The sequence below is a fragment of the Microbacterium sp. Y-01 genome (assembly GCF_003856715.1).
GTDB classification, from domain to species: Bacteria; Actinomycetota; Actinomycetes; order Actinomycetales; family Microbacteriaceae; genus Microbacterium; species Microbacterium algeriense.
Genome location: NZ_CP024170.1, coordinates 1,220,863 through 1,242,539 on the forward strand (window position 1 = coordinate 1,220,863; position 21,677 = coordinate 1,242,539).

Annotated in this window: 24 protein-coding genes; 15 read left to right on the forward strand and 9 right to left on the reverse strand. The window is 69.6% G+C overall.

Annotated elements, in window-relative coordinates:
• Positions 1–10 precede the first annotated feature (10 nt).
• The 4 genes from CSX12_RS05675 to CSX12_RS05690 are packed head-to-tail and all read left to right on the forward strand — an operon-like array spanning position 11 to position 4,024.
• Positions 11–1,012: a 4-hydroxythreonine-4-phosphate dehydrogenase PdxA gene (locus tag CSX12_RS05675; protein ID WP_124895142.1), complete on the forward strand. Its 1,002-nt coding sequence runs from the start codon at positions 11–13 to the stop codon at positions 1,010–1,012.
• Between the two features lie 47 nt (positions 1,013–1,059).
• Complete coding sequence (locus CSX12_RS05680; RefSeq protein ID WP_124895143.1) at positions 1,060–2,031, forward strand: tripartite tricarboxylate transporter substrate binding protein; 972 nt, start codon at positions 1,060–1,062, stop codon at positions 2,029–2,031.
• A 2-nt stretch (positions 2,032–2,033) separates the two neighbouring features.
• The gene (locus CSX12_RS05685) at positions 2,034–2,534 is read left to right on the forward strand and encodes a tripartite tricarboxylate transporter TctB family protein (RefSeq protein WP_026049937.1); all 501 of its coding nucleotides are present in this window, start codon (positions 2,034–2,036) and stop codon (positions 2,532–2,534) included.
• Complete coding sequence (locus CSX12_RS05690; protein WP_124895144.1) at positions 2,534–4,024, forward strand: tripartite tricarboxylate transporter permease; 1,491 nt, start codon at positions 2,534–2,536, stop codon at positions 4,022–4,024. Before CSX12_RS05685 ends, CSX12_RS05690 begins: the two co-directional genes overlap by 1 nt.
• Positions 4,025–4,087: 63 nt before the next feature.
• Here CSX12_RS05690 and CSX12_RS05695 read toward each other — a convergent pair whose 3' ends face one another.
• The 5 genes from CSX12_RS05695 to xseA are packed head-to-tail and all read right to left on the reverse strand — an operon-like array spanning position 4,088 to position 8,359.
• Entirely contained in the window at positions 4,088–5,482 is a 1,395-nt protein-coding gene (locus CSX12_RS05695; protein WP_017203924.1) for a class II fumarate hydratase, read from the reverse strand.
• Positions 5,479–6,165, reverse strand: coding sequence for a carbonic anhydrase (locus tag CSX12_RS05700; RefSeq protein WP_017203923.1), 687 nt, complete (start codon positions 6,163–6,165; stop codon positions 5,479–5,481). The genes CSX12_RS05695 and CSX12_RS05700 overlap by 4 nt, the downstream gene beginning before the upstream one ends.
• Positions 6,162–6,806 (reverse strand): DUF4245 family protein, encoded by a 645-nt coding sequence (locus CSX12_RS05705; RefSeq protein ID WP_026049936.1) that lies wholly within the window; start codon positions 6,804–6,806, stop codon positions 6,162–6,164. The genes CSX12_RS05700 and CSX12_RS05705 overlap by 4 nt, the downstream gene beginning before the upstream one ends.
• A complete protein-coding gene (locus CSX12_RS05710) occupies positions 6,803–7,045 on the reverse strand; it encodes an exodeoxyribonuclease VII small subunit (protein ID WP_026049935.1) in 243 nt (80 codons plus the stop codon). The genes CSX12_RS05705 and CSX12_RS05710 overlap by 4 nt, the downstream gene beginning before the upstream one ends.
• Positions 7,046–7,081: 36 nt before the next feature.
• On the reverse strand, positions 7,082–8,359 hold the full coding sequence (gene xseA, locus CSX12_RS05715) for an exodeoxyribonuclease VII large subunit (protein ID WP_124895145.1): 1,278 nt from the start codon (positions 8,357–8,359) through the stop codon (positions 7,082–7,084).
• 64 nt (positions 8,360–8,423) lie between these two features.
• Between xseA and CSX12_RS05720 the strand changes: the two genes are divergently transcribed.
• The 3 genes from CSX12_RS05720 (at position 8,424) to CSX12_RS05730 (ending at position 11,053) form a co-directional block, all read left to right on the forward strand.
• Positions 8,424–9,503 carry a 4-hydroxy-3-methylbut-2-enyl diphosphate reductase gene (locus CSX12_RS05720; protein WP_206427141.1) on the forward strand — a complete coding sequence of 360 codons (1,080 nt, stop codon included), beginning with the start codon at positions 8,424–8,426 and terminating at the stop codon, positions 9,501–9,503.
• Positions 9,504–9,505: 2 nt separating this feature from the next.
• Positions 9,506–10,288 (forward strand): IclR family transcriptional regulator, encoded by a 783-nt coding sequence (locus CSX12_RS05725; RefSeq protein ID WP_017203921.1) that lies wholly within the window; start codon positions 9,506–9,508, stop codon positions 10,286–10,288.
• 243 nt (positions 10,289–10,531) lie between these two features.
• Positions 10,532–11,053: a DUF6264 family protein gene (locus CSX12_RS05730; RefSeq protein ID WP_124895147.1), complete on the forward strand. Its 522-nt coding sequence runs from the start codon at positions 10,532–10,534 to the stop codon at positions 11,051–11,053.
• An 86-nt stretch (positions 11,054–11,139) separates the two neighbouring features.
• Here CSX12_RS05730 and fbaA read toward each other — a convergent pair whose 3' ends face one another.
• Positions 11,140–12,168, reverse strand: coding sequence for a class II fructose-bisphosphate aldolase (gene fbaA / locus CSX12_RS05735; RefSeq protein WP_017203919.1), 1,029 nt, complete (start codon positions 12,166–12,168; stop codon positions 11,140–11,142).
• A 185-nt stretch (positions 12,169–12,353) separates the two neighbouring features.
• Here fbaA and glpX point away from each other — a divergent pair, with 185 nt between their 5' ends.
• Positions 12,354–13,340 (forward strand): class II fructose-bisphosphatase, encoded by a 987-nt coding sequence (gene glpX, locus CSX12_RS05740; RefSeq protein ID WP_017203918.1) that lies wholly within the window; start codon positions 12,354–12,356, stop codon positions 13,338–13,340.
• Positions 13,341–13,533: 193 nt separating this feature from the next.
• Positions 13,534–13,821, forward strand: a complete 288-nt coding sequence (locus CSX12_RS05745; protein ID WP_124895148.1) for a hypothetical protein — start codon at positions 13,534–13,536, stop codon at positions 13,819–13,821.
• Between the two features lie 40 nt (positions 13,822–13,861).
• Here the strand turns inward: CSX12_RS05745 and CSX12_RS05750 are convergent, their stop codons facing one another.
• Together CSX12_RS05750 and CSX12_RS05755 are read right to left on the reverse strand one after the other, a co-directional pair.
• Complete coding sequence (locus tag CSX12_RS05750; RefSeq protein WP_124895149.1) at positions 13,862–15,139, reverse strand: DNA recombination protein RmuC; 1,278 nt, start codon at positions 15,137–15,139, stop codon at positions 13,862–13,864.
• A 60-nt stretch (positions 15,140–15,199) separates the two neighbouring features.
• Positions 15,200–15,802 (reverse strand): 3'-5' exonuclease, encoded by a 603-nt coding sequence (locus tag CSX12_RS05755; protein ID WP_124895150.1) that lies wholly within the window; start codon positions 15,800–15,802, stop codon positions 15,200–15,202.
• Positions 15,803–15,861: 59 nt separating this feature from the next.
• Here CSX12_RS05755 and CSX12_RS05760 point away from each other — a divergent pair, with 59 nt between their 5' ends.
• The 6 genes from CSX12_RS05760 (at position 15,862) to CSX12_RS05785 (ending at position 21,316) form a co-directional block, all read left to right on the forward strand.
• Positions 15,862–16,602, forward strand: coding sequence for a class I SAM-dependent methyltransferase (locus CSX12_RS05760; protein WP_124895151.1), 741 nt, complete (start codon positions 15,862–15,864; stop codon positions 16,600–16,602).
• 236 nt (positions 16,603–16,838) lie between these two features.
• A complete protein-coding gene (gene ychF / locus CSX12_RS05765) occupies positions 16,839–17,912 on the forward strand; it encodes a redox-regulated ATPase YchF (RefSeq protein WP_124895152.1) in 1,074 nt (357 codons plus the stop codon).
• A gap of 78 nt (positions 17,913–17,990) precedes the next feature.
• A complete protein-coding gene (locus CSX12_RS05770; RefSeq protein ID WP_124895153.1) occupies positions 17,991–18,326 on the forward strand; it encodes a hypothetical protein in 336 nt (111 codons plus the stop codon).
• 79 nt (positions 18,327–18,405) lie between these two features.
• Complete coding sequence (locus tag CSX12_RS05775) at positions 18,406–20,067, forward strand: ABC-F family ATP-binding cassette domain-containing protein (protein ID WP_124895154.1); 1,662 nt, start codon at positions 18,406–18,408, stop codon at positions 20,065–20,067.
• Positions 20,064–20,618, forward strand: coding sequence for a GNAT family N-acetyltransferase (locus CSX12_RS05780; RefSeq protein ID WP_124895155.1), 555 nt, complete (start codon positions 20,064–20,066; stop codon positions 20,616–20,618). The genes CSX12_RS05775 and CSX12_RS05780 overlap by 4 nt, the downstream gene beginning before the upstream one ends.
• 128 nt (positions 20,619–20,746) lie before the next feature.
• Complete coding sequence (locus CSX12_RS05785) at positions 20,747–21,316, forward strand: alpha/beta hydrolase (protein ID WP_124895156.1); 570 nt, start codon at positions 20,747–20,749, stop codon at positions 21,314–21,316.
• A 4-nt stretch (positions 21,317–21,320) separates the two neighbouring features.
• Here the strand turns inward: CSX12_RS05785 and CSX12_RS05790 are convergent, their stop codons facing one another.
• A complete protein-coding gene (locus CSX12_RS05790) occupies positions 21,321–21,665 on the reverse strand; it encodes a LysR family transcriptional regulator (protein WP_124895157.1) in 345 nt (114 codons plus the stop codon).
• Positions 21,666–21,677 lie beyond the last annotated feature (12 nt).

A 21,677-nucleotide genomic window follows, 5' to 3' on the forward strand; every position in this document is an offset into this window, starting at 1 on the left:
AAGGACAGCCATGACCTCTCACCCTCGCATCGCCCTGACCCTCGGCGACCCCGCCGGAGTCGGCCCCGAACTCGTCGCCCGGCAGCTCGCCGACCCCGCGTCCACCGCGGTCGCCGACATCCTGATCATCGGCGATGAGCAGGAACTCCTCGAGGCCATGGCCGACGCCGGCGTCGAGTTCGCCTGGACCAGGGAGCGGGGAACCGGCGTCCCGCAGCTGATCGACAACGGCGGGACGCGCCCGCCCGGCGGCTTCGTGCGGAAGCAGCCCACCCGCGAAGGGGGTCTCTGGGCGATGGCGAGCCTGCGCACCGCCCTGGAGCTGTCGAAGGCGGGTGACGTCGATGCGATCGTCTTCGCCCCGTTGAACAAGTCCTCGCTGCACCTGGCCGGGATGACCGAGAACGACGAGATGGCATGGTTCGAGACGGTGCTCGACGACGGCACCTCCGCCACCGAGCTGAACATCCTCCCGGAGTTGGTCACGGGTCGCGTCACCAGCCACTGCTCGATCTCCGAGGTCGCCGACCTGATCACCTACGACCTCATCGTGGAACGCGGCGAGCTGCTCGAGCGAGTGCTCCGGGCACGCGGCATCGACGAGCCGCGCATCGGCGTCTGCGCCCTCAACCCGCATGCCGGGGAGTCGGGGAAGTTCGGTCGCCACGAGATCGACCTCATAGCTCCGGCGATCGCCGAGCTGCAGCGGCGGGGAGTGGACGCGGCAGGCCCGTTCCCCAGCGACACCATCTTCCTCAAGGCGCGTGACGGCGGGTTCGACGGCGTCCTCACGATGTACCACGACCAGGGGCAGATCGCCGTGAAGCTGCTCGGCTTCGACCGCGGCGTCACGATGGCGGGCGGCCTCAGCGTGCCCGTCTGCACGCCGGCTCACGGGACCGCGTTCGACGTGGTCGGCACCCGGTCCGCGTCCACCGGGGCGTATGAGCATGCGTTCCGCACAGCCGTCGACGTCGGCGCGCAGGCACGCGCCGCCCGCGAGTCCGTCTGATCCCCCCATTCCTCCGTTCGAACCCGACAAAGAGACAAGGAAAGACAATGAAGTCACGTTTCGCAGCAATCGCCATCGGCGCCGTATCCGTCATGGCTCTCGCCGGCTGCTCCGCAACCGCGCAGGGTGACGGCGGCGGAGGAGGAGATGCGTTCGCGCCTCAGGACGTCCGCATGATCGTGCCGTTCGCCGCCGGTGGCGGCTCGGACGTCTCCGGTCGTGCCATCGCCAGCGGCCTCGAGGAGGCGACCGGCTCCACGGTCACGGTGGAGAACCGCGAGGGCGGATCCGGAGCCGTCGGGTACTCGCACTTCCTCGCGCAGCAGGGCAACGGCAACTACCTGCTCGCGGCGGAGACCGCGCTCCTCGCATTGCCGCTGACGACCGACGTGGGCTTCAGCTACGAGTCGTTCACGCCGATCATGAAGCTCGGCGACGACTACACGCTCGTGGTCGCTCCCGGCGACAGCCGGTTCGACACGTGCACCGACGTCGTCGACGCGGCGAAGAGCGATGGCGTCGTCGCCGCCGTGTCCGGCACCGTCAGCCTGGACGAGGTAGTGTTCACGCTCATCGAGAAGGACCAGGACATCACCTTCGACCGTGTCCCGTTCGAGGGCGGCAGCGAGGTCATCGCCGGTCTCCTCGGCGGTACCGTCGAGGTCGGCTCCCTGAACCCGAGCGAGGTGCTCGGCCAGCTCGAATCCGGTGATCTGAAGGCGCTCTGCGCGCTGTCCGAGGAACGCTACGAGTACGCGGAGCTCGCCGACATCCCCACGGCGAAGGAGCAGGGGATCGACGTCGCGTTCGCCCAGTTCCGCGGATTCATCGCCCCCGGCGGCATCAGCGAGGAGGCCAAGCAGTTCTGGATCGACGCCGCGAAGGAGTTCGCCGAGTCCGAGGCGTACACCGCCTACATCGAGGAGAACCTCATGCAGGCCAACGCCGCGTACGGCGACGAGTTCGCCGACTACCTCGCGGAGAACTCCGCTGCCCTCGAGGCGGTCGTCGGAAAGTGATCATGTCACCCCGGATCGCCAGGGTCGCCGCGAGCGGGGTCCTGGTCGTCGTGGGAGCCGTGGCCGCCCTCATCGGGTCGGGGTACGGCTTCACCACCGACAACGGTCAGATCGGCGCCGGCTTCATGCCGGTCGTCCTCGGCGTGGTCATGGCGGTGCTCGCCGTGGTCGACGTGGTCGCCACCCTGCGTCGACCCCCGGACGCGGACGCGGGCGCGGGCACGGAGCAGTCCGACATCGACGTGCTCGGCCGTTCGCAGCGCCAGCGGAACGGGATGCTGGCGCTCGTCGTCGGCCTCCTGTTCCTGGCGCTCCTGCTCGTCCCCGTCACCGGGCTGCTCATCGCGCTCGGGCTGCTCGTCGTCGCCATCGCGACGATCGTCGAGCGGCGCCATATCCTCGCTGCGCTCCTCGTGGGCGCCATCGCCATCGCCGTCGTGCACGTCGTCTTCGCCGTCCTGCTGAAGGTGCCGATGCCCACCGGCCTGATCGGACTCATCTGATGATCGAGAACATTCTTCTGGGCTTCCAGACCGCGCTCACGCTGGAGAACGTGCTCTGGTGCTTCGTCGGCGTGCTCCTCGGCACGGTCATCGGCCTGCTGCCCGGGCTCGGCTCCACGACCGGCGTCGCCGTGCTGCTGCCGGTCACCTTCACGCTCGAGCCGGTCACCGCGTTGATCATGCTCGCCGGCATCTACTACGGCGCCCAATACGGCGGCACGATCACCTCGGTGCTGATCTCCACGCCGGGCGAGGCGGCCAGCGTGGTCACGACGCTGGACGGCTACCAGATGGCGAAGAGAGGCCGTGCGGGTGCAGCGCTGGCGATCAGCGCCATCGGATCCTTCATCGCCGCGATCATCTCCCTCGCGCTGCTGATGGCACTCGCGCCTCCGCTCGCGGACCTCGCGTTGGAGTTCGGCCCCGTCGAGATGCTCGCGATCATGATCCTCGCGCTCGTGGTCGTCATCACCTTCCAGGGCAAGGACATGATCCGCGGTGCGCTGATGGCCGTCGCGGGGCTTCTCGTCGCGACGGTCGGCATCGCGCAGGGCACCAGCGAGGCGCGGTTCACGTTCGGGAACGTCAACCTGCTCTCCGGCATCCCCTTCGTCGAGGTGATGATCGGTCTCTTCGCGCTCGGCGAAGTGCTGCACCAGATCCGGATGGGCGCAGCCGCTCCCATCCGCGCCCGGTTCCAGGACATGCTGATCACACGCAAGGACGTCAAGGACTCGATGCCGGCGATCCTCCGCGGCTCGGGCATCGGCTTCCTGCTCGGCATCCTCCCCGGTGCCGGGTCGACTCTCGCATCGTTCATGGCCTACGGGGTGGAGCGCAAGGTCAGCCGCAATCGCGACAACTTCGGCCGGGGCGCGATCGAGGGCGTGGCGAGTCCGGAGAGCGCCAACAACGCGGCCGCGAACGCCAACTTCGTGCCGACCCTGGCACTCGGGATCCCCGGCGGGGCGACGACCGCGGTGCTCCTCGGCGCGTTCACGATCTTCGGACTGCAACCCGGACCGCTGCTGTTCGAGACCCAGCCCGCGCTCGTCTGGGGGCTGCTGGTGTCGTTCTTCATCGGCAACGTCCTGCTGCTCGTGCTGAACCTCCCGCTCGCGCCGGTGTTCGCGCAGATGCTGCGGATCCCGTACGGGTACCTCTATCCGATCATCCTGCTGACCTCGCTGATCGGCGCCTATTCGGTGAGCAACAACATGTTCAGCGTGTGGCTGGTGTTCGTGTTCGGACTGATCGGCTATCTGATGAAGGAGGTCGACCTGCCGATGGCGCCGTTCGTGCTGGGGCTCGTCCTCGGGCCTCTGCTGGAGAAGGCGCTGGTCCAGACCAGCGCCATCGGCAAGGGCAACCTGGGCGTGATGTTCGAGAGCCCGATCGCCGTCGCCGTGATCGCCCTGGCCATCGCGGCGATCGTCGTGCCGCGGGTTCTCGCGGCCTTGCGAGGTGCGCGACGCGACGCCCGCGTGTGACCGCACGAAAGACGGATGCCACGACCCCTCAGGGTCGTGGCATCCGTCTTCGCTGTGTGCGGGTCAGCCCGGGTGCGTCATGGACAGCAGGTCGAGCTTCTCGTCCAGCTGCTCCAGCGTCAGGTCGCCGCGCTCGACGTAGCCCAGGTCGATCACGGCGTCGCGCACCGTGATGCCCTTGGCGACCGCGTGCTTGGCGATCTTCGCCGCGGCCTCGTAGCCGATGAGCTTGTTCAGCGGCGTCACGATCGACGGGCTCATGCCCGCGAAGGCCGCGGCGCGCTCGACGTTCGCCTGCAGACCGTCGATGGTCTTGTCGGCGAGCACGCGCGAGGCGTTCGACAGCAGGCGGATCGACTCGAGCACCGCAGTGCCCATCACGGGGATGGCGACGTTGAGCTCGAAGGACCCGGACGCGCCGGCCCAGGCGACGGTCGCGTCGTTGCCGATCACGCGCGCGCAGACCATGAGCACGGCCTCGGGCACGACGGGGTTGACCTTGCCCGGCATGATCGAGGAGCCGGGCTGCAGGTCGGGGATGTGGAGCTCGCCGAGGCCCGTGTTGGGGCCAGAGCCCATCCAGCGCAGGTCGTTGTTGATCTTGGTCAGCGAGACCGCGATCGTGCGCAGCGCGCCGGAGGCCTCGACCAGTCCGTCGCGGTTGGCCTGCGCCTCGAAGTGGTCCTTGGCCTCGGTGATGGGCAGCTCGGTCTCGGCTGCGAGCAGCTCGATGACCTTCTGCGGGAAGCCCAGCGGCGTGTTGATGCCGGTGCCCGTCGCGGTGCCGCCCAGCGGGACCTCGGCCACCCGGGGGAGAGCCGACTGCACGCGCTCGATGCCCAGGCGGATCTGACGGGCGTAGCCGCCGAACTCCTGGCCGAGGGTCACGGGCGTCGCGTCCATGAGGTGCGTGCGACCGGACTTGACCGCGTCCTTCCACAGCTCGGCCTTCGCCTCGAGGGCGACGGCGAGGTGGTCGAGGGCCGGGATGAGCGTGTCGATGAGCGCCTGCGTGACGGCGATGTGCACCGAGGTGGGGAACACGTCGTTCGACGACTGCGAGGCGTTCACGTGGTCGTTGGGGTGCACAGCCGAGCCGAGGATGCGCGTGGCGAGGGTCGCGAGCACCTCGTTCATGTTCATGTTCGAGGAGGTGCCGGATCCGGTCTGGTAGGTGTCGACCGGGAACTCGCCGTCGTGCGCGCCGGAGGCGACCTGGTCGGCGGCCTGCGCGATGGCGTCGGCGATGGCGCCGTCGAGGGTGCCGAGCTCCTTGTTGGCCAGAGCCGCGGCCTTCTTGATCCGTGCCAGGGCGGCGATCTGCGTCGACTCCAGCCCCTTGCCCGAGATCGGGAAGTTCTCCACGGCGCGCTGCGTCTGCGCCCCGTAGAGCGCATTCACGGGCACCCGCACCTCACCCATGGTGTCGTGCTCGATGCGGTACTCGGTGTCGGTCATTCCGAACCCTCCTTGGTTGCGGGGACGGTCCCCTTGGTGTCGGCGTCTTCGTCGATCCCGACCGTGATGACGGGCACGGCGGCGCCCTCGGCCAGACGGTAGTTCGCTCCCACGATGCCGAGCCGGCCCTCGGCGACCGCGTTGCTGATGATCTCGGACGACTGCAGCAGGTCGTGCACGGTGTTGCGCAGGTGCTCGCGTCCGACCAGCTCGGAGTCGATCTCGGCGACGGTGGTTCCGCCGCTCTCGGCGAGCACCTTCCTCGCAGCGGGGACGATCGGCGCGATCAGCTTCCAGATGTGCGGCGGCAGGGGAGCGGCATCGATCGCGGTTCCGTCGATCGCCGCGCGGACGGCTCCGCACGAGTCGTGGGCGAGCACGACGATGAGGGGCACTTCGAGCACCGCGACCGCGTACTCCAGGCTCGCAACGATCGACTCGCCGATCACCTGTCCGGCGTTGCGGACGACGAACAGATCACCCAGGCCGAGGTCGAAGATGATCTCCGCGGCGAGGCGGGAGTCGGAGCAGCCGAACAGCGTCGCGACGGGATGCTGGGCGGCTTCGAGGTCCTTGCGGCGGAGCACGTCCTGGTTCGGATGCCGGGGCTCGTCCGCCACGAAGCGGCGGTTGCCCTCCTGCATCTGCGCCCAGGCCGCGGCGGGGGTGAGCGGGTGCGTCATGAGGCCTCCGAGATGGTGCGGATCTGCGGGATGAGGGACTCGGCGAGCTCGGCGGTCGAATCGGGGGACCGCGAGCCGTAGAGGAGGATGTAGTCGTCGCCGGCCTGCGTGCCGATCGCGTACGAGACGTTGGCGTTGGATTCGGCGCGGGCGGGTTCGAAGACGTCCCAGTCGCGCCCGCCGATCCGGACGGTGTCGGTGGGAGCGATGCCGTTGAGCCGCTGCGGTGCCCACGAGGCGTCGGCGTCGAACGCCTGGGCGACCTTGATGAAACCGCGCTCCTCGTCCGCCCGGGGGGCGAGCGTGACCTCCCAGACGACCGTGGCGCCGCTCTGCAGCTCCGCGTCGTTCGCACGCCAGAAGTCGCCGAGCTCCGGGATCAGGACCGGGCTCTGCAGGGAGGACTCGACTCCCTCCGCGATGGCCGCCACGTCGAGGGGAGCGCGCTCCACGGGTTCGCCTCGCGGGACGGCGAAGACGATGACGGCGACCACGGCGAGTGTGACCGCCAGGGCGGCGATGAGGTTGCGCACGGTCTGGCTCGACCGGTACGCCTTGCTGGAGGCGGCCTTGCGGGCCGCGGTCTCGTCGGGCGTCTCGGGGCGGCCGAGCTCCGCGATGATGGGCGGCTGCTTGCTCACAGCTGTGCCCCCGGGGTCTCCGAGTCCGAAGCCTCGGCCCGTGCGGCGTCGAGACGGCGCTTGGCCCCGAGCAGCCATTCCTCGCAGCGGGCGGCCAGAGCCTCGCCGCGTTCCCACAGCGCCAGCGAGTGCTCGAGGGTCGGAGAGCCCTGTTCGAGTTCGGCGACGACCTTCACGAGCTCGTCGCGGGCCGCCTCGAACGACAGCGTGTCCACGGGGATGTCGTTCACGGCGCTCACTCCTCCATCCTACGTCGTGCGCCGCGGCCCCTCGGCTCAGGCGCCTTCCGGGATCTCGCCCTCCGAGCGTGCCGCGAGCGAGCCCCTGTCGAGCGTGATCGTGAGGGAGCTCCCCGACGGCGCGGCTGCGGCATCGCGCAGGATCACCCCGCCGTCGAGGTGCGCGATGGCGTAGCCGCGCGCCAGCGTCGCGGCAGGGGAGAGCGCCCTGAGCGAGGCGCGGAGCTCTCCCGTGCGTCGTCCCGCGTCGTCGAGCTGCCGGTTCACCGCGTCTCTCCCGCGCGACAGCAGAAGCCAGGTCTCCTGTGCGCGGGCGTCGATGATCGGCGCGGGGGAGCGCAGCACCGGGCGTGAGCGGAGCTGCTCCAGCTGCGCGATGTCGTGCGAGATGCGTTGAGTGAGTCTCGTCGTCGCGCGGGACCGCAGCTGTGCGATGAGCGCACGCTGCTCGCCGACGTCGGGCACCACGCGCTTGGCGGCGTCCGTCGGCGTCGAGGCGCGCAGGTCGGCGACGTCGTCGAGCAGCGGATGATCGTTCTCGTGACCGATCGCGCTCACCACCGGGGTGGAGGCGGCGGCGACGGCGCGGAGGAGGCGTTCGTCGCTGAAGCCCAGGAGCGTCTGCGGATCTCCGCCGCCGCGCGCGATGACGATGACGTCGACCTCGGGGTCGGCGTCGAGCCGGGAGAGCGCGGCGAGTGTCTCGGGCACGCACCTGTCGCCCTGCACGGCGGCGTACGCGGTGCGGAAGCGCACCTGCGGCCAGCGCAGCTCGGCGTTGCGGTGCACGTCCTTCTCGGCATCCGACCGCTCGCCCGTGATCAGCCCGATCACGTGCGGCAGGAAGGGCAGCCGCTTCTTGCGGGACGGATCGAACAGTCCCTCCTGACGCAGCTGCACGCGCAGCTTCTCGAGGCGCTCGAGCTGGTCGCCGAGTCCGACGTGCTTCATGGCCGAGACCGTGAAGCTGAAGTCGCCCGACTTGACGAAGTAGTCCGCCTTCACCGCGGCCACCACGTGGTCGCCGATGCCGATGTCGGACGGGATCCGGCCGCGCACGCTCGACCAGACCCTGATCGAGATCTGCGCGTCGGAGCGGGTGTCCTTCAAGCGCGCGAACACGTTACCGGCGCGGACGTTCCAGGACGTGATCTCCCCCTCGACCCACACGGTGTTCCATCGGGCGATGAAGTCGCGGATGGTCGCGTTGAGTCGCGTGACCGAGGTCGGGGCCTGGGCGGTGGAGTCGCGGGGGGCCACCGAATCCGCCGGCGGCGTCTCTCCCGGTCCTGCCGTCGCTTCGAAGACTGTCATCGCTCCCGTTCCTGCCCTCGAGTCTCCCCGGCCCCGCACAGCTGCGCGGCGGTAGAATTCAAGGGTGACTTCGACTGCCGTTCATCTCCCCGTCCCTCGCCTTCCACGCGTGCGCGCGGCGGCCGGGCGGCTTCAGGATAACCCGGTGGCCGGACACAAGCGGGTTCTGCTCGCCGCTCCTCGCGGCTACTGCGCGGGTGTCGACCGCGCGGTCGTCGCCGTCGAGAAGGCGCTCGAGCGCTACGGCGCGCCGGTCTACGTGCGCAAGCAGATCGTGCACAACATCCACGTGGTGACCGAACTCGAGGCCAAGGGGGCGATCTTCGTCGAGGAGGTCGACGAGGTGCCGGGGGGTGCGCACGTCGTCTTCAGCGCGCACGGGGTGTCGCCGGCGGTGGTGAATGCGGCATCCGACCGCGGCCTCCATGCGATCGATGCGACCTGTCCGCTGGTGACCAAGGTGCACCGCGAGGCCGTGCGGTTCGCCCGCGACGACTTCGAGATCCTGCTCATCGGTCACGACGGACACGAGGAGGTCGAGGGCACGGCAGGCGAGGCGCCCGAGCACGTCACGGTCGTCAACTCCCCGGAGGAGGCGGACACCGTCGTCGTGAAGGACCCGAGCAAGGTCGTGTGGCTGTCGCAGACCACCCTCTCGGTCGACGAGACCATGGAGACCGTCAACCGGCTCCGGACCCGCTTCCCCGAGCTGCACAACCCGCCGTCCGACGACATCTGCTACGCGACGCAGAACCGTCAGGTCGCTATCAAGAAGGTCGCCGCGGGCGCCGACCTGGTCATCGTGGTCGGTTCCGCCAACTCCTCCAACAGCGTGCGCCTGGTCGAGGTGGCGCTCGAATACGGAGCGAAGGCCGCCTACCGTGTGGACTACGCCGAGGAGATCCGGCAGGAGTGGCTCGACGGCGTCGAGACGGTCGGCGTCACCAGCGGGGCGTCCGTGCCCGAGGTCCTCGTCCGCGAGGTGCTCGACGCGATCGGCGACGCCGGATACCGCGACGTGGAAGAGGTCAAGACGGCGGAGGAGGACCTCATGTTCTCGCTCCCCAAGGAGCTTCGTCAGGACGCTGCGGGTCAGCGCGACGCACGGGCGCTCGGCGGACGCACCTCCGGAGGAGGCGCGTAGCGTTGAGCGCCGCGGAAGCGGAGCCGACCCTCATCGGGTCCGTGCAGCGCGCACTGCGGCTGGTCGACATCGTCGCCAACTCTCCGCGGCCCCTTCCGCCCAAGATGCTCGCCGCGATCACCGGCCTGACTCCCGGCACCACCTACAACCTGGTGCGCACCCTCGTGCACGAGGGGTATCTCAGCTCCGAACCCGACGGCCTCGTGCTCGGCACGCGGTTCCCCGCGTTCCAGCAGCAGATCGACTCCCGCGGGGTCTTCCTCGCCCGAGTGCGGGCGGCACTGCGCGAGGTGACGGAAGACGTGGGAGCCACCGCCTACCTCTCCCGTTTCGCCGACGGCGAGATGCACCTGGTCGACATCGTCGACGCCGTCCGCAACCCGCGCATCGAGCTGTGGGTCGGACTGCAGTCCAGCGCCCACGCGACCGCGCTGGGGAAGCAGATCCTCGCCGACCTGCCGGACGAGGATCGACTCGACTACCTCTCCCGCCATCGACTGGAAGAGCTCACGCCGCGAACCATCAGCGACCGGACGACCCTGCTCACGCAGCTGGAGCACTCACCCGGCTGGGCCCTCGATCAGGAGGAGTACGCCATCGGCGCGACCTGCGTGGCCGTCCCCGTCAACGCCCCGGGGGTCACGGCGTCGCTCGCGATCTCACTCCCCGCAGACCGTGCCGTCGTCGATCGCGAGCTCGTCTCGAAACTGCAGCGGACCGCGCGTCGGCTCTCCCTGCAGCTCGGCGCCGATGCGCTGGACGACGGGGCGGAGTTCACTATCTGAAGGAAGACCCCTGGTGCCGCGGCAGGCGTTTTCCTATGATCGAGTGAGCAGCGGTAAACATGAACGCTGCTGATCGCCCGCAGCGTCCCCAGCGCCCGGCGATCATCTGGATGAGGAGCGTCCCCAGCGCACCGCATCCGCGGCCCCGAGAAGTCCCCACTTCTCCGGGGCCGCTATCGTGCCACCGCTCAGGCGGTCCCTCCGCTGTGAACCCGTCACGGGTCGAGCCGTTAGCATGGCGGGATGACCGATCAGCGGCCCCAGTACGGCGAACTCGCGACTCCCGAGGAGCAGCGACGCGCCGCCGGGCTGCCGCCGCTCAGCGAGATGGCTCCGCCGCCGCCGCCCGTGATGCCGGTGTCGTCCTCGGTCGCGGCCGCCGGTCCGAAGCGGGCTCATCCGGTGGACCGATTCGCCACGATCGGACTGCTCGCCTACGGCTTGGTGAACATCGTGATCACCGGCCTGTCGTACCTGGACCTGCCGCAGGTCATGAACCAGACCATGGACATCCTCGGCATCGAGGGGGAGTTCACGAACTTCGCGCAGGGGAGGGTCTGGGGCACGGTCGCCGCGATCGTCCTCGCCGTCGGCTGGGCGATCACTGCCGCGCTGTCGATCCGACGCCTGCGCAGCGGACGGCTCGCGTGGTGGGTGCCGATCGTGGGTGCGGTGGTGACGATGGGCGTTGTGACGGCCTGCATCGCCGTGCCGATGATGAACGATCCGGCGTTCGTCTCGTACCTGACCTCCGTCGCGAAGTAGCCTCGCCCCCGCCGCAACGGGTACCGCCCGCAGACGCGAAGATGCCCCGGCGGATCCGCCGGGGCATCTGTCATATCGTGGTGCGGTCAGCTCTTCGACTGGCCGTACGAACCCAGCTGGCGGGTCGACTCGACGACGCGGGCTGCCATCGCGGACTCGGCGACCTTGCCCCAGGCGCGCGGGTCGTACTGCTTCTTGTTGCCGACCTCGCCGTCGACCTTGAGCACGCCGTCGTAGTTCTTGAACATGTAGTCCGCGATCGCGCGCGTGTAGGCGTACTGCGTGTCGGTGTCGATGTTCATCTTGATGACGCCGTTCGCGACCGCGAGGGCGATCTCCTCGTCCGTCGAGCCGGAGCCGCCGTGGAAGACGAGGTCGAGCGGCTTGGCGCCGGTGTTGTACTTGGCGGCGACCTCGGCCTGGATCTCGCCGAGGAGCTCCGGACGCAGCTTCACGCCGCCCGGCTTGTAGACACCGTGCACGTTGCCGAACGTGAGGGCGGCGATGTAGCGGCCCTGCTCGCCGAGGCCCAGCGCCTGGACGGCCTGGTCGACGTCGGCGAAGGTCGTGTAGAGAGCCTCGTTCGACCCTTCGTGCTGCACGCCGTCCTCTTCGCCGCCGACGACGCCGATCTCCACCTCGAGGATGGCGTTGATCGCCTTCATCCGGGGGAGGAGCTCCTTGGCGATCTCGATGTTCTCCGCGAGCGGGACCGCCGAGCCGTCCCACATGTGCGACTGGAAGATCGGGTTGCGACCGGCCTTGACCTCTTCCTCCGAAGCGGCGATCAGCGGCTCGACGAAGCCCGCGAGGGCGTCCTTCGGGCAGTGGTCGGTGTGCAGGGCGACCGTGACGGGGTAGTTCTTGGCGACCTCGGTCGCGTACCGGGCGAAGGCGAGGGCGCCGGTGGCCCGGGCCTTGACGGTGTGGCCGGCGAAGTAGTCGGCGCCGCCGGTGGTGACCTGGATGATGCCGTCGGAGCCGGCCTCGGTCAGGCCCTGCAGCACGGCGTTGATGGTCTGCGAGCTCGAGACGTTGAACGCGGGGTACGCGAAGCCGCCGGCCTTCGCGCGGTCGAGCATGTCGGCGTACTGATCCGGGGTGGCGACGGGCATGAGAACTCCTGCGGTAGGTGAAGCCGGGACAGGTGCCACTCTATCGGGGAGCGTGCGGCGATGCGGCCCGGGGGATCCGCCGCGAGGCCCGCCCGTCCTGCTCCCGTGTTAAGAATCGCGGATCCTTCGCGCCCGTGTGCCCGAAAGGCCGCGGTCTTCGCGGGTGCGGTGGATAGGCTGGCCGCATGGTGAGTCTGACTGCTGATCTGAGCCCGCTTCGACCCGACCGCAACCTCGCGATGGAGTTGGTGCGCGCGACCGAGGCGGCCGCGATCCGAGCGGTGCCGTTCATCGGTCGAGGGGCGAAGGAGGCGGCGGACGGCGCTGCCGTCGACGCGATGCGCGCCTTCCTCGGCACGGTCGACTTCCAGGGGCGCGTCGTCATCGGCGAGGGCGAGAAGGACAACGCCCCGATGCTCTTCAACGGCGAGGTCGTCGGGACGGGACGCGGACCGCTCTGCGACATCGCGGTGGACCCCATCGACGGCACCTCTCTCACCGCGGCCGGTCGGCAGAACGCCCTGTCCGTCATCGCTGTGTCCGACCGCGGCACGATGCTCGATGCCTCGTCGGTGTTCTACATGGACAAGCTCGTCACCGGACCGGCCGGTGTCGGTGTGGTCGACATCCGCCTCCCCATCGGGGAGAACATCCGCAAGCTCGCAGGGGCGCTGGACAAGCCGGTCGACGAGATCGTGGTCTCGGTGCTCAATCGTCCGCGGCACGAGCAGCTGATCCAGGAGATCCGCGACGCGGGCGCTGGCACGCGTCTGATGAGCGACGGCGATGTGGCCGGCGGGATCAACGCCGCGCGCCACGATGCGCGCACCGACATGTGCGTCGGCGTCGGCGGCAGCCCGGAGGGCATCGTCACGGCGTGCGCGATCAAGGCGCTCGGCGGACACATCCAGGGCCGCCTCTGGCCGCGCGACGACGATGAGCGTCAGCGCGGGATCGACGCCGGTCTGGACATGGACAAGGTGTACGAGGCGGATGACCTCGTGCAGGGGAACAACACGATCTTCGTCGCCACGGGCGTGACCGACGGCCAGCTGGTCGCCGGTGTCCGCCGTGAGCGCGGCTACGTCTACACGGAGAGCGTCGTGCTCCGCGGTGCTTCGGGCACGCTGCGCCGCATCGCCTCGGAGCACCTCGTCTCGAAGTGGCTCTGAGCCGCCTCCCCGGGCGCCGGGAGAGCTGAGGAGCGACACGCGGCAGGAGCGTCCCCGGCGCCATCGTTACCGAGCCGGTATCGGGTCGGAACGGCACGATCCACGCTTCTCCGCGGCCCCGTGTCACAATTGTCACTGGGTTTGTCGCCGTCGACGGAGCCGCCAGGCACCGCAGGCACAGGAGGGCGAACAGATGACAACGCAGCACACGAGTGGCTCCAAGGCCGCGCCGACGAAGATCATCACGACCAACACCGGACGCATCCTCCGGGTGAGTGCGGATGCCGAATCGGTGGCCCCCAAGCCGCCCGTCACGGTTCAGCAGACTGCGGTCACGGACCCCGCGCGACGAGCCGACGTGCTCTTCCGCGTCCGTCGCGCCGAGGGGCACGAGATCAGCGCCTGGTGGATGATCGGCGCCTTCCTCGCCACGAGCGGCCTCGTCATCCTGCTGCTGAGCGGCGTTCCCGGCGCTGCCTGAACGAGGGGCGTTGTTTCCGGCCCACGCCGGAGAGACCCGCTCAGTCGCCGTCGAGGCGTATCCGCACCTCGCCCACATCCGCACGGAGTGATGCGGCGGTCGCAGCACTCCCAGCCTCCGTCGCGTCCTCGTGCCCAGGGGCATCGGGCGCTATCAGCTCGGGTGCGGTGAAGTGGCGCGTGGTCCCGGCAGCGGCGGGGGGAGCAGAGGACAGCGCCGAGGCGTCGACGCCGGGGAACTGTCGAGCTGTCACCAGCACGCGGGTCTCGAGAGAACCGGCGAAGCGGTTGTAACTGTCGACTGTGCGCTCGAGAGCCCTGCGGAGGTCGTCGGCGTGCCCGGCGAGAGTGCCCAGGCGGTCGTACAGCTGCGTGCCCAGTGCGAGCAGGGTGCGTGCCTCGGCGGATACCTCCTGCTGCGTCCAGGTGAAGGCCACCGTCTTGAGGACCGCCCACAGGTTGACGGGTGAGGCGAGCGCGACGCGGCGGCTGAACGCGTAGTCGAGGAGTGTCGGATCCTCGTCGATCGCTGCGGCGAGCAGCGACTCGCTCGGCAGGAAGCAGATCACGAACTCGGGGCTCGCATCGAGTCCCGCCCAGTACGCCTTCTTCGCCAGCGCGTCGACGTGCGCGCGGACCGCCTTCACATGGCGCTGCATGAGAGCACGGCGCTGCGGCTCGTGTGCGTCTCCCGCCGGCAGCGCGGACGCCTCGAGATAGGCATCGAGGGGGACCTTGGCATCGACGGCGATGGAGCTGCCGCCGGCGAGACGCACGACCATGTCGGGTCGGCCCTGACCGCGATCGGACGAGATGGTCGCCTGCAGATCGAAGTCGACGTGTCGCGTCAGCCCCGCGGCCTCGACGACACGGCGCAGCTGCGTCTCGCCCCACACACCGCGGGTCGCGGTCGAGCGCAGGGCCCCGGCCAGGGATTCGGTCGTCGCGCGGAGCGCTTCGTCGGACTCCTGGGCACGTCGCAGCTGCTCTTCCAGGGTGCCGAACTGCGCGTGGCGTTCGCGCTCGATCGCCGTGACCTTGTTCTGCATCTGCTGCAGACTCTCCCGCACGGGAGCGAGCGCGGTCAGGACGGCGTTCTGCTGCTGCACCCGCTGCGCTTCGGCACGCTGCTCGTTCCGCGCGTGCTCGACCGCATCGCGGTACAGGTCGTACTGGCGGTCGCGGTCGTCTCTGGCCGCGGAGAGCTCGGCCTGCAGGCGGGCGACATCGGCGGCACCGCGTCCGGCGCGCAGGAACCATCCCACGGCGACACCGGCGGCGAGGGCCAGCAGCACGAGAGCGATCGACAGAGCATCCATGTGTTCATGATGCCGCCGGGTTCCGACATTCCGACGTCGCGCACACCGGCACGGGACGGATCAGGCGACCGCGCGCTCCAGGGCCGCCTCGACCGGGGCGACGGGTGCGGTGACCCGCAGGCTCAGGGCATCCGCGAGGGCGAAGACGTCGCTGGCCCCCACTCGCCCCGCGGCATCGATGATGATCTGCGCGCAGGCACGGGCGTCGGCGAGGGCGTCGTGGTGGGAGAACTCCGCGAATCCCGCGGCGGCCGCCGCGATCGGAAGGCGGTAGGACTCGAGTTCGTAAGTCTTGCGGGCGACCTGGAGGCTGCACAGCGAGCGGTAGGGCGGGCAGAGCTGCCCGGTGGCCTCCGACGCCCGCCGCAGCACGTTCAGGTCGAAGCCCGCGTTGTGCGCGACGAGCACGTCGGCTCCGGCGAAGGCGCACAGCCGATCGAACTGGTCGACCCAGGTGGATGCGGAGAGCACGTGCTCCGGCTGGATGCCGTGGATGCGCACGTTCCACTCCTGGAACTCGTCGTGCCCGGGCGGCGGCTGGATCAGCCATCCCGTCGCAGCGACGACCTCTCCGCCGCGCACACGGACGAGTCCGACCGAGCAGGCAGAGGCCGGGCTGGAGTTCGCGGTCTCGAAGTCGATCGCAGTGAAGTCCAGTGGCACATCCCCACCTTCTCCCTCGTGCCGGAAGCCGCGTCGCAGACTCGCCGTATGCTGGCGACATGGCTGACGAGATGGCGACGTCGTTCGGCGCGCAGGCGGGAGACTACGAGGCCGGGCGGCCCGACTATCCGTTCGAGGCGGTGGCCTGGATGCTCGAGCGGATGCCGGCCGGCTCGCGCCGCGTCGCGGACGTCGGGGCCGGGACGGGCAAGCTCACCCGGGTTCTGGCGAAGGCGCCCGACGCCGAGGTCGTGGCCGTCGATCCCGATCCCGAGATGCTGGCGACGCTTCGTGGTGCCGTGCCGGGTGTGCCGACGTTCCTGGGGTCGGCGGAACGGCTGCCGCTGCCGGATGCGAGCGTCGACGCGGTCGTGCTCGGCCAGGCCTGGCACTGGGTGGAGCCGATCGCCGCCTCGGCCGAGATCGGGCGCGCGGTGCGGAGCGGGGGAGTGCTCGGGCTCATCTGGAACCTTCGCGACGACCGTGTGGAGTGGGTGCGGAGGCTCACCGAGATCATGCACGGCAGTCACGCCGAACTCATGCTCGCCGAGGGCGACCCGGTCGTCGCGGCGCCCTTCGGCCCGATCCAGCAGGAGCGCTGGGAGTGGAGTCGACCGGTCACCCGCGACGTGCTGCACCGCATGGCCGCGTCCCGCAGCTACATCATCACCGCTCCCGAGGATGAGAAGGCGCGCATCCACGGCGAGCTCGACGCGCTGTTCGATGAACTCGGACTGCGTGGGGAGACCACGATCGACCTGCCCTATGTGACGAGGGCCTACAGGGCAGTGCGGGACTGACGCGCAAGCTCAGGCGATCATGCGGCGTCAGGCCGTTCCGCTCCACAACCGCCTGAACTCGCTCACTCGCCTGACCTCGCGCGGGCGTCCCCGCGGTGGGCTGGATGCGGCGTGCTCAGGCGATCACGCTGAGTCAGGCCGTTCCGCTCCGCAACCGCCTGAACTCGGTCACGTGCCTGACCTCGCGCGGGCCTCCCGCAGGATCACGCGGCAGCGGCCAGGTAGACTCGTGCCCCGTGGCTCTCACTATCGGTATCGTCGGCCTGCCCAACGTCGGCAAGTCCACCCTCTTCAACGCTCTCACCAAGAACGACGTGCTCGCGGCGAACTATCCGTTCGCGACGATCGAGCCGAACGTCGGCGTGGTGAACCTGCCGGATCCGCGCCTGGACAAGCTGGCGGAGATCTTCGGCAGCGAGCGCATCCTCCCCGCAGCGGTGTCGTTCGTCGACATCGCCGGCATCGTCCGCGGGGCGAGCGAGGGCGAGGGACTGGGCAACAAGTTCCTCGCGAACATCCGCGAGGCCGACGCCATCGCCCAGGTCGTGCGCGGATTCGCCGATGACGACGTCGTGCACGTCGATGGAGCCGTCAACCCGGCGTCCGACATGGAGACGATCAACGCGGAGCTCATGCTCGCCGACCTGGAGACCGTCGACAAGGCGATCGCTCGGTACGAGAAGGAGGTGCGCGGCAAGAAGATCGAGCCCATCGTGCTCGAGACCGCGAAGGCCGCGAAGGACGCCCTGGAGCGCGGCGTGCTCCTCTCGGTGGCCGGCATCGACCTGACGCCGATCCGCGAACTCGGACTGCTGACCGCGAAGCCGGTGATCTTCGTCTTCAACGTCGACGAGGCCGTGCTCACCGACGACGCCCGCAAGGCGGAGCTGGCCGCGCTCGTCGCACCCGCGAAGGCCATCTTCCTCGACGCGAAGATCGAGTCGGAGCTCATCGACCTCGACCCCGAGGATGCGGCCGAGCTGCTCGCCTCCACCGGTCAGGACGAGTCGGGCCTCGACCAGCTCGCGCGCATCGGCTTCGATACGCTCGGACTGCAGACGTACCTCACCGCCGGTCCCAAGGAGGCCCGCGCGTGGACGATCCCCAAGGGCGCGAAGGCGCCGCAGGCCGCCGGCGTCATCCACACGGACTTCGAGAAGGGCTTCATCAAGGCCGAGATCGTCTCGTTCGAGGACCTGGTCGAGACCGGCTCCGTCGTCGAGGCGCGTGCCAAGGGCAAGGCCCGCCTCGAGGGCAAGGACTACGTCATGCAGGACGGCGACGTCGTGGAGTTCCGCTTCAACAACTGAGCTCGACGCGCTCAGCGTCCACGCCGTGCCGCCTCTGCCACAGAGGGTCGCACCCGTGGGGCCTGCGATACTGGCGGCATGAAGGATCCCCCGCGTCGCTCGGCACGGCGGGATCTTCTGCCCGCCCTGGCGATCCTGCTCGGTGTGTGGTTGCTGTTCTGGGGAGCCCAGGGAATCCCCACGCTCTGCGCCCTGGCCAACCCCTGCCCCGCACCGGATGTGCGGGTGGCGCCCGCGATCCTGTTCGGTGCGCTGATGCTGATTCCCGCGCTCGTTCTGATCATTGCGGGACTCTCGAATCGGCGGCTTCCCGGCGCCCTTCGCGTCACCTGCTACGTGGTCCTGGTCATGCTCGCGATCGTCGGCGTAGGAGCGGTGCTGTTCTCCGGCGGGTTCAGCATTCCCCCTTTCTGAGCGCCGCAGGGTCGCGGTGACCGACCAGGGGAGAGGAGGCCCGTCGGCTCACCACCCGCACGGGTGACAGGATTGAGGGATGACCGCAACACTCGTGGCCCACGGGCTTGCCGGCGGGTACGGCCACCGCACCCTGTTCGATTCGCTGGATCTGACGGTGGCACCCAGCGACGTCGTGGGGCTCGTGGGCGCGAACGGCGCCGGCAAATCGACGCTGCTGCGTCTGCTCGCCGGGGTCGACGAGCCGCAGGCGGGGACGATCCGGCTGTCTCCGGCCGATGCTTTCGTCGGCTGGCTCCCGCAGGAGCACGAACGCATCGCCGGGGAGAGCGTGGTGGACTATATCGCCCGCCGCACGGGGTGCGCGACGGCGACGACGGACATGGATGCGGCTGCCGCGGCCCTCGGTGACCCGAGCCTCGCCGCCCCGGGCACGGATCCGGCGGATGTGTACTCCGTCGCGCTGGACCGCTGGCTGGCAAGCGGCGCCGCCGACCTCGATGAGCGGCTCCCCGCGGTCCTCGCGGATCTCGGACTCGACCTCGGCGAGGACCCGGCTCAGACGATGATGACCTCGCTGTCCGGGGGTCAGGCCGCGCGCGTCGGTCTCGCCGCGCTGCTGCTGTCGCGATTCGACATCGCGCTGCTAGACGAGCCGACGAACGACCTCGACCTCGACGGCATCGAACGGCTGGAGACGTTCGTGCGCGGGCTCCGTGGCGGCGTCGTGGTGGTCAGCCATGACCGCGAGTTCCTCGCCCGCTGCGTGACGCGAGTGCTCGAACTCGACCTCGCGCAGCACAGCAACCGCGTGTTCGGCGGAGGGTACGACGCGTATCTGGAGGAGCGGGAGACCGTCCGCAGGCACCAGCGGGAGAAGTACGACGAGTTCGCGGACAAGAAGGCCGACCTGGTCGCCCGCGCGAGGACGCAGCGGGAGTGGTCGAGCCAGGGCGTCCGCAACGCGATGCGCAAGTCGCCGGACAACGACAAGATCAAGCGCAAGGCCTCTGCGGAGTCGAGCGAGAAGCAGGCCCAGAAGGTCCGTCAGATGGAGAGCCGGATCGCGCGGCTCGAAGAGGTCGAGGAGCCGCGCAAAGAGTGGCAGCTCGAGTTCACGATCGGCTCCGCTCCGCGCTCGAGCTCCGTCGTCTCGACGCTGAGCTCCGCCGTGTTCCGGCAGGGCAGTTTCCAGCTCGGACCCGTCTCGCTCCAGGTGAACGCGGGGGAGCGGATCGGGATCACGGGCCCCAACGGAGCCGGGAAGTCGACGCTGCTGCGTGGGCTGCTGGGACGGCAGTTGCCGGACGAGGGTACGGCGAGCCTCGGAGCCAGCGTCGAGATCGGCGAGATCGACCAGGCCCGGGCACAGCTTGCGGGCTCGCGACCGCTGGCGGTGGCGTTCGAGGACCTCGTCCCGGCGATGGCGTCGGGGGAGATCCGCACGCTTCTCGCCAAGTTCGGGCTCAAGGCCGATCATGTGACGCGAGTCGTCGATGAACTCTCGCCCGGCGAGCGCACCCGGGCAGGGATGGCGCTGCTGCAGGCGCGCGGCATCAACCTCCTCGTGCTGGACGAGCCCACCAACCACCTCGACCTGCCGGCCATCGAGCAGCTGGAAGAGGCGCTCGAGTCCTACCAGGGCACCCTGCTCCTCGTCACCCACGATCGACGGATGCTCGCCCGCGTCCAGACCGACCGGCAGTGGCGGGTGGAGGCGGGGCAGGTCGTCGAGCGATGACGTCCTTCGCCATCGAGGTCACCCCGCACGCCCGGCTCACCGTCGACGACATGGCGCGACTGCGAGCCCTCTTCGACACCGAGTACCTCGCGGACTTCGGCGCGTGGGACCCCGATCAGCCTTACGGCTACGCGCCCCACGATGTGCACATCACCGCCCGCCGCGGCGACACGATCGTGGGGCACGTCGGGTGGGAGCGGCGCATCATCGGCGTCGGCGCGGACGACGTCGCAGTCGCGGGTGTGGGCGGCGTCCTCATCTCGCCACACGCCCGCGGGGATCGGCTCGGTGCACTGCTGCTCGCCCGCGCCGCCGAGTCCATGGCATCCGCCGGCGACGTGCGGTTCGGCTACCTCGGCTGCCGCGAAGAGGTCGTCCCGTTCTACGAGGCGTGCGGGTGGCGCCGCATCACGGCATCCGAGCGATCGATCGACCGCACCGGGCAGCCCGTCACCCAGCCTCCAGGACCCCCGCTGCTGACCCTCCCACTCGGTCCGGATCCGTCACCGTGGCCCACCGGATCGATCAATCTGCGCGGGCGGGCCTGGTAGCTTCGGAGCCCGTCCGACATGCGGTTAGGCTGGAAGACGGCGGCGCGGGCCGCGGTTCGGTCGCAGGCGTCCACCGTGGACGTTCCGCCTGAGCACCTGACACCGACGGCATGAGGAGACTGACGCCGATGACCGAGACCCAGATCTTCGAGCCCGACGGCCGCGCGATCCCCTTCGTCGACGAGGGCGACGGTCCCGTCAAGCTCGTGCTGATCCAGGAGCGCGACGTCGCAGCCGACGTCCTCGGTGTCGTGGCGCACTACCTCGCCGAGGAAGCCGGATTCCACGTGCTGCGGATCGGCCACCGCACCGACGGTCAGGACGTGTCCGTGGATGCGCGTGTCGAGGACGCGCTCGCCGTGATCGACCACGTCGGTCTCGGCGACACCTGGATCGGCGGTCACGGCTTCGGCGGGACGATCGCCCGAGCCTTCGCGCAGAGCCACGCCGATCGCGTGAACGGTCTGGCACTGCTCGGCGTGGAGGACTCCGACATCCCGCTGGCCCCGGTCATGCCGGTCTTGATCATCCAGGGTACTGACGACGCCGACACCCCCTTCGCCAACGGTGAGCGCCTGCAGGCGACCGCGCCCGAACGGGCGAGCGTGAAGAGCATCGACGGCGGAGAGCACCTGTTCCCGATGACCCATCCGATCGAGACGGCCGTGGTCATCGAGGAGTACCTCGACTGGGACTGAGCCCTCAGCGGCCCTGCCTCTTCTTGTACGGCTTCGGCTGCCCCTTCACCGCGGGCGCTCGGCCCTTCCCCTTAGATGCCTTGGCTTTGCCGCCGCGGGGAGCGGCAACGGTCTTCACGGGCTCGGGCGCTGCAGCGACCGCCGCTCTCGCCTCCTCGAGGAAGAGCTCTCCGACGTGCGTCAGACGCGTCTGACCTTCGCGGTTCACGAGCGGGTGTCCGACCTCGGCCTCGAGCTTGTCGATCGATGTGTACAGCGAAGCGAGCGGGATGCCGAGCTTCTCCGCCGCCCGCGGAAAGTGCAGTTCGTCCGCGAGGACGACGAAGCGCCGGAGCAGGGAGATCTTCACGGGTGCCCTTCG